The following is a 6,910-nucleotide window of genomic DNA, read 5'->3' as shown; positions in this document are numbered from 1 at the left end:
ATCTTTTGCGGGCGCGCGGACAAAGCGCTGTCGTTGACGGCGTGTTCGGTCCGCAAACCGAAGCCGCAGTGAAAGTATTTCAGGCAAGCCAGGGGTTAACGGCGGATGGGATCGTCGGGCCTCTGACTTGGACGGCTCTCGTCGTGCAGGTCAAAAAAGGAAGCCAAGGCGACGCGGTTAGGGGAGTGCAGGAAGAGTTTCAATTCCGCAACCTGTCTGGCGATCCAAGCAAGGGACCGCAAGTCGATGGGATCTTCGGACCGGTGACGGACGCGGCGGTGCGTGGTTTTCAGCAAGCACTTTCGGTCGACATCCCTTCCGTGAAAGTGGACGGAATTGTCGGTCCGGTTACTTGGCAGGCTCTGGTGAGTAGCATGCTTTCTTTTTAGCGTCGGCTTCAAGGTGGTCCGGAGGCCAACCGGGCTCATGTTTTTCGACAGGATGGCACGCCATGGCAGAACCGATATTGAAGAAAGGATCTAGTGATCCCGCCGTGCGGGACCTGCAAGAGGCCCTTAAAGCTCTCGGATACGATGTCGGCCCCGTTGATGGAGTCTTCGGGGCGAAAACCGAGAGCGCAGTTAAGAAGTTTCAGCAGGCGCGGGAGATCGCGGTTGATGGCGTGGTTGGCCGAATTACGTGGATCAACATTGACGAAGCTGATCAAAGTCATCCCGTGCTGAAGGTCGGCTCGACTGGCCTACCTGTCCGTCGTTTGCAGAACCGAATGAGCGCTGTCGGTTTCAACACCGGCGGAGTCGATGGGCGCTTTGGCGCCAAGACTGAAGCAGCAGTCAAGAAGTTGCAGCAAGATTATCGCCTAAGCATGGACGGCATCGTTGGTCCGCAGACTTGGCAAGTCGTCGACGCCCTAGAGAATGAGGGTGGCGCAAGCTGATCTGATCACGATTTGGCAGCCATTTCGCGTCCTCCAACACTCACTATCTACCCGGCGCCAGACGCGCCGCCAACCAGGGCAGCTTCGCGCAGCGCTCTATGTCTTCGCCCCCAAGGGGAGTCTCAAACTGGAACGGTCTGCGCCCGTTACACGTTAATCCAGTAGACCCGATGAAGAGTGGATCCGCCGCGAGCGGCAGCTTCTGGAGGGATTATTATGGCCGTAACGATTCAGGGCGACTGGAGTGTCAAGGTCACACTCAAGAACGCGGCCTTCGACCAGCGCTTCATCGTCTCCGGTAGCATTGTCAGCGACGGCGTCTATCCGGGTACCATAGGTACGCGCATACAGGCGGGCGGCGCCAACTGGATGATCCGGATTCAGAACCGCGCTTCGGCCCGCAACCCCTGGGTCGATTCCGACATGAGACTCGGTCCAGAGACGCCGAGTGGGATCTCGGTCATTAGAGTGGTCGAGTCAAATGACCAGGGCGCCGACCAGGACTTTGACGACCTCGTGCTCGAGCTCCGCAAGAAGCAGAACCCGATCATCTTAATCGTGCAGCGCCCGTTCGCCATTGATCCGCGGTCACTGATCATGAACCCCGACGGGATTTTCTACGGAGGGGGGAGTGTGCAAGTGATGGCGGTGCGCGTGCGAAACACCTGGACGCGCACGATGCCGGCCGACCAGGCGCTCGACATCTCCAACCTCGGCCGGCTCCAGCTCGCCGCTGCGGGCATTCAGGTGGTGGACGCCTGGACGGCGCGCGAGCTGGAATCCTTCGGGCAGACGATGCTGGGGCCGACGCGCATGCCGGTGATCGGGCCGCTCGCGGTAGGCGAGGAGCGCACCGTCTACTTCAAGCTCGATTGCTCCGCAGCGCACGCAAGCGCGCCGGAGGTCGAGTTCATCGCCCGTCGCTCCGTTCCCGAGCCCGACCTGGACGATCCGGCGCGTCTCGCCCGCCGGAAGATCTTCGTCACCCAGGTGGGCTACGATCCCGCGACGCGGGAGGTAACAGCGCGGACGCCCGAGGGAATCTTGCGCCTCCAGCTCAAGCAGATCTCGCTCGACCCGCACCGCTATAACGAGATGCGCGACTGTATCCGAGGCGCGCTCAAAGCAGGTGGCCCACGCGGCGTCCATGCGCGAGAGCTCCGCATCCGCGCGGAGCGGCTGCTGCGCGATCTTCGGGCCGGCCGCTGCGACCCGTGCTTGCTGCGGGAGCTGAGTGAGCTCTGCTGCAAATGTGTTGGCGACGACGGTGGGGGCGGCGGCTCGGGCGGGATCAATAGCTGCCCCTTCCCCTGGCTCCCGATCCGTTTCTCCTACACGGTGGAAGCGCCGTTTTCGGGCCAATACGGGCCAGTTCCTTTCCAGGACCCCTGGTGGAAGGTCATAGCCTGGATCATCTGCGCCGCGCTCCTCATCGCGGCGGCGATCGTCGACATTTTCGACGAGGCGCACGAGAACGAGGAGATCGTCATCGGAGAGGTCGCCCGCTTCTCCCGGGACAATGTCGATTGCTCGATCGCCTCGCTCTATGGCGTGCGCGGGGTCGAGCTGGGGGTGCTCGACTCGCTGAGTGGAGAGCCGAACACCAACGCGCGAATTGCTATCGACGGCATCGTGCCGATCGTCCGCGCCGTCGCTCCGGCCTTCGTGGGGATGAAAGTCTACAAGTCGGGAGCCCGCACCGGGCTCACGCACGGCCTCGTCACGAGCATCGTCGCGACGACGAATCAGTGTCGCGGCGAGTTTGAAGACTCGACGGGCACTTGTCATCCTGACCCGGCTACTCCGAACTTGGTCATGACGAACCAGATCCGAGTCGGAACCAGCGCCGACTTTCCCTCCGAGCCGACGACCGACCACGGCGACTCCGGCTCGCTCTGGCTGAGCGACGAGCCGGCGACGCGCGACCAGGTGGTCGGTCTCACCCATTCCGGGCGGATCGGCTCCTCGGACGCCAACCCGATCAACGATGTGTTGGCCGCGCTCGATGTGCGCCTAACGCCATGAGGGGGACCCCATGCCTCTGAACCCACGCGATCCCGACGACCTCGACCGTGTTGAACACGTCGCCGCGCGCCTGCGCGATGAATGGGCGGACGACCCGAACGTCGTCGCCATTGGACCCGGTCTGCGGATCGTTGGCCGCCGCGCCGTGCCCGACGAGCTGATCATCACCTTCTTCGTCCGGCGCAAGCTGCCGCCGGAGGAGATCGCGCGGCGGGGGCTGCGAACGGTCCCGGCTGAGGTGGACGGGATCCCCACCGACGTCGAGCCCACCGGCGCGAACGCGCTCTACTCCGGTCTAGAAAAGCGGCGCGAGCGGCGGGACCCGCTGCTGGGCGGGATCGCCATCGGCAACTCGCAGATTCACTTCTGGTACGGGACACTCGGCGCGATTGTCTTCGACAACGCCACCGGGGAGCCGATGGCGCTGACGAACGAGCATGTCCTGATCAACAGCAACAAGGGACATGTCGGCGACGAGGTGATCCAGCCCGCGCCGCCGCGGATCTCGGACTTCATCGACATCGACTTCACCCCGGACTGTTGTCCTACCGGCGGCATCATCTTCGTCGAATCCCCGGGGCCAATCACCTCGACCCTCACGACGCTCGCGGGGATGGCCGCGATCGTCGGGTGCGCCGACGTGCGCGACCCGACGCGGCGCGGGCAGGACGCCACCGTTCCGGCGCCGGGAGAGGTGACGGTGCGCGAGCGCGTCGACGTCGAGCTGCGCTACCCCGACTTCCCCATCCCGGGGACGCCGCACACGGTCAAAGCCGATTGGCGTTACACGCGCGAGACCACCGGCGCCTCCTATTCGCATGCCGTCGCCGAGGCGAACACCAATGAGCATGTCCTCCTCCTGCAGCGCCTTCAGACCGACCGCAAGGAGTACAAGCGGGGCGAGATCATCCACCTTCTGGCGACACTCGTGGCGCCGAAGGAGCGCGCCTGCAGCTCGCACTTCGCCATCTGCTACCTGGTGCCCGGCGCGCCGGGACAGCAGGGCCGATCCCACATGCTGGTGCTGCGTCCGGTGAGTGGGAAGGCGCTGGCGGAAGTGGAGCGTCTCTTCCCCGGACTGGAGCATCCCGACCGCGCGTGCTTCTACTATGGCCGCATCGGCGTGGAGACGATCGACCCGCTGGGACCCTGGCGCACCCACCTATTCGCGCAGACGGTGAACGACGTGCCGGCCGGCATGGACCCCGAGACCGCCGCGCCGACGATCGGCGGGATCCCGGTCACGCGGAACTTTGAGTTCATCGGCCAGGGGCGGTTGTCCCCGGGCGGCGCCGAGGGGTGCATGTTTCGGCCATTCGTTGACGGAGATTACACGGTGACGCCGTGATGAGAGGCTAAGACGATCGACGTGCCGGAAGGAAGTTGGCTCTGAGTCTTGTCGAAGCTTCGAGAAGTTACGCACAAGAATGCAACGCATCTGTCGGCTCGTCGCAAAGCTCATTTAGGCACGAACTCATCCTGTCTATGAGCCGCGCGCCGACGGACTCGGTCAATTTCCGCGAATTCTCCTATGGAAGAAACCGCAAAGCCGGATCACGCGCATTGCGGAATTCTTCAGGAGCGGTCCCCTTCTGGCGCATCCATGCCCTTCGCAAAGGCGACAGGATTGACCTGGGCTTTCTCGACTCGACTTCGGGCAAGACGCGTAGGGAGCAAATTAAAGTTGCTTACGGCGGTTGTCGGCAAGTTTCTCACACCTCGGCTACTGACGCTCTGCCTCCGTCGCCGCGCGTAGGCGGACGTTGGCGTGTGGGGTCGTTTCAACTCGGCCGCAGAGATCACGAGCCGAGATATTCTTAGCCGCGCCATCCCAGCTATTCGTAATCACTCTCGCTCGATGACAACTTGAAGCAAGACCGTTTCAGTTAGAGGATTTGCTGTATTTCCAACATTTTTTGAGAGGCTTGACAAAACTCTTGCCGTCTTCAGCTGATTGAGGAGATTCAACGCAAGACTCATCCCCCTCCGGTTGCAGCCCGCCTTCTTTCAAGCATCGTTCAACGTACTCTCCAATTGCAACGTGCTTTCTTTCGTCCGTTAGAGGCGAATCCGCCAGCGCATAATGAGCCGACATCTGGCAATCCGTAATTAAACGTCCGAGGGCTTCATCTTTTTCGCCACTGCCGCACGCGGATAGGGATATTGCGCTTGACATGAAAACGAAGCCACATATTTGGGCTGGCTTAGGATACATGCCACCCTCCCTTAATTTTCTGCTCCCTGATTTTTCGGAGCAACGGCCGAAGTTACCTTAGAGTGTTGAAACACTGCTGCAAGACCGCCGATAAGCGTGTCACGTATAGTTTCGGCGAGTTCAGTCTGGGCGACGCGTGGCGCTACTACAATGTTCTGCTGGAGCGCGTCCGCAGCGCCGCCAAAATGTTCGGTCAGCGCCATGGCATGAAGTTCCGGGTCCGGCAGAGCGCCAAAGCGGTGCTGGTGGAGCGGCTGGCGTAAAGACCTCCAAAGCTGGAGACCATCAACGAGCCCGGATCCACTCGGCGACATGTTCGTCGCGCTCGACCGCGGTCAGCTCGGCGCGAGCAAGATTTTCGCTAATCTCCCACTGTCGAGAAATAGCTGATCGCTCAACTTCTCCCGAAGAGCCGCAATCCACACCGCATTGGCGCGTGGCGTGAAATGCACCCCGTCGTCGCTCATCTCTACGCGGCGCACGCCATTGAGCGAGACATGCGGATTGAGGTCCAACACCTCGATGCCTCGCTCTTGGCAAAGCTCCGCCATCATTGCGTTCGCTGCATCTATGCGCGGCGCTGCCTCTCTCTGGGCGATGTAAGGCATCAAGGTGAAGATCGCGGAAGCGTCCGGATCGAGGACATGCCGCGGAAATCGCGTTCGATGTCCCGGATCGGAGCCGCGGCGCCGAAAAGATCGTTCAGACCTCCGTCGATGATGAAGCGCCGCGCGCGATTTCGTTGCGCACGCTCCAACTGCCCGGCGATATCCGCGAGCCGCGCGCCCCCCTTGGCGAGGTTTATCACCTCAAAGGGGCGACACGACAGCGTGCGAAATGAGCAGCCGGCCGCGAGACTATCGCCGACGACGGCGATGCTGGCGACGGCGGGTCCTAGAGCGACAGCCGCCAGTACTGGCGCGATCGCGCCGAGGAAAAGGCGTCGCGAGGGAGCGGCGATATTCGATCTCATACAAATCCTTGTCGCAAGGATGCATCGCTCGCGACGATAGGCATCAATCTCCTCGCCAAGTATCACCAGTATCCAAGCGGGCATGATGAGGCCGGAATATGGCGGCTTCAGCTTCATCGCTCATTCCGCTGTTGCCGAAGTGCCCTGAGCCTCCCGTCTTGTTTTGCTGTTTCCAAATATTGTAGATCGGCGACGTGCGTGGGATGCGGCCGCATGGTCGGATTTGGGGAATTCGGCAATTTTGCCAGGTTCGCCCATTTTTTTCTTGGCGCCGCGCAAGTCATCACGCTAACAGCCGCTGGCTCCGACAGTGGCGCATATCCATTCTGCGGCGGAATGCGCGGGCACACAAACCGCGCAAAAAGCGCGCCGTCGCGCGTCATGCAAACGGCGGTCGAAGCGATGTTTGCCCGCTTGATACGACATTGTTCCTGCATCCGGCGGCGGAGGACGCTCGCAGGAATGGATCGTCTCGCCGCGGCTCAACACCAGCCGTCGGCGATGATCCCATTTTGGCGCGACCGCAGGCGCGACTTCTTCCGGTTTCGACACGTCACAGACGAAAAAATCTCAGTGCCTGTCGCCTTCACTTCCTGGCAGTCTGCTGAAGCGCCTCCTCATTCAGCAAACATTCAGTGGCTCGATGTGAATGAATTGCAAGGGGCAGAAGGAGATCAGCATGTTGCGCAAACTGTCTCTAGTTACGACTTTGGCCGCGGCTTTGACGCTTCCGACTGTCGCTCTGGCCTGGGATGGTCATGGCGGTGGCTGGGGAGGCGGCGGTCATCATGGCGGTTGG

At 61.7% G+C, this 6,910-nt stretch carries 8 protein-coding genes; 5 read left to right on the top strand and 3 right to left on the bottom strand.

The genetic code is table 11. The annotated features are described in order from the left end of the window. From NEI07_RS04640 to NEI07_RS04625, 4 genes are all read left to right on the top strand, one after another. On the top strand, positions 1-389 hold a 389-nt coding region (locus tag NEI07_RS04640; protein WP_256033045.1), incomplete at its 5' end, for a peptidoglycan-binding domain-containing protein. Between the two features lie 62 nt (positions 390-451). Beyond that, positions 452-898: a peptidoglycan-binding domain-containing protein gene (locus tag NEI07_RS04635; protein ID WP_256033044.1), complete on the top strand. Its 447-nt coding sequence runs from the start codon at positions 452-454 to the stop codon at positions 896-898. Positions 899-1,114: 216 nt separating this feature from the next. Further along, entirely contained in the window at positions 1,115-2,923 is a 1,809-nt protein-coding gene (locus NEI07_RS04630; RefSeq protein ID WP_256033043.1) for a S1 family peptidase, read from the top strand. A 10-nt stretch (positions 2,924-2,933) separates the two neighbouring features. Further along, positions 2,934-4,271 (top strand): hypothetical protein, encoded by a 1,338-nt coding sequence (locus tag NEI07_RS04625; protein WP_256033042.1) that lies wholly within the window; start codon positions 2,934-2,936, stop codon positions 4,269-4,271. 534 nt (positions 4,272-4,805) lie between these two features. On the opposite strand, the gene NEI07_RS04620 is transcribed toward NEI07_RS04625, so the two are convergent. Next, a complete protein-coding gene (locus tag NEI07_RS04620) occupies positions 4,806-5,138 on the bottom strand; it encodes a hypothetical protein (protein ID WP_256033041.1) in 333 nt (110 codons plus the stop codon). Positions 5,139-5,200: 62 nt separating this feature from the next. Here NEI07_RS04620 and NEI07_RS04615 point away from each other — a divergent pair, with 62 nt between their 5' ends. Next, positions 5,201-5,401, top strand: coding sequence for a hypothetical protein (locus NEI07_RS04615; RefSeq protein ID WP_256033040.1), 201 nt, complete (start codon positions 5,201-5,203; stop codon positions 5,399-5,401). Positions 5,402-5,473: 72 nt separating this feature from the next. Here the strand turns inward: NEI07_RS04615 and NEI07_RS04610 are convergent, their stop codons facing one another. Both NEI07_RS04610 and NEI07_RS04605 read right to left on the bottom strand, forming a co-directional pair. Beyond that, entirely contained in the window at positions 5,474-5,689 is a 216-nt protein-coding gene (locus NEI07_RS04610; protein WP_256033039.1) for an SGNH/GDSL hydrolase family protein, read from the bottom strand. Positions 5,690-5,745: 56 nt separating this feature from the next. After that, positions 5,746-6,111, bottom strand: coding sequence for an SGNH/GDSL hydrolase family protein (locus NEI07_RS04605; RefSeq protein ID WP_256033035.1), 366 nt, complete (start codon positions 6,109-6,111; stop codon positions 5,746-5,748). Between the last annotated feature and the right edge of the window lie 799 nt (positions 6,112-6,910).

This window comes from Methylocystis suflitae (genome assembly GCF_024448135.1).
GTDB lineage: Bacteria > Pseudomonadota > Alphaproteobacteria > Rhizobiales > Beijerinckiaceae > Methylocystis > Methylocystis suflitae.
Note: the sequence above shows the minus strand (reverse complement) of the source record. Positions and strands in the feature narration are given on the sequence as shown.

Excerpts from the sequence above, each read along its gene's own strand:
- NEI07_RS04620 (WP_256033041.1), bottom strand. The coding sequence starts at position 5,138 with ATGTATCCTAAGCCAGCCCAAATATGTGGCTTCGTTTTCATGTCAAGC.
- NEI07_RS04605 (WP_256033035.1), bottom strand. The coding sequence starts at position 6,111 with ATGAGATCGAATATCGCCGCTCCCTCGCGACGCCTTTTCCTCGGCGCG.
- NEI07_RS04635 (WP_256033044.1), top strand. The coding sequence starts at position 452 with ATGGCAGAACCGATATTGAAGAAAGGATCTAGTGATCCCGCCGTGCGG.
- NEI07_RS04625 (WP_256033042.1), top strand. The coding sequence starts at position 2,934 with ATGCCTCTGAACCCACGCGATCCCGACGACCTCGACCGTGTTGAACAC.
- NEI07_RS04610 (WP_256033039.1), bottom strand. The coding sequence starts at position 5,689 with ATGGCGGAGCTTTGCCAAGAGCGAGGCATCGAGGTGTTGGACCTCAAT.
- NEI07_RS04630 (WP_256033043.1), top strand. The coding sequence starts at position 1,115 with ATGGCCGTAACGATTCAGGGCGACTGGAGTGTCAAGGTCACACTCAAG.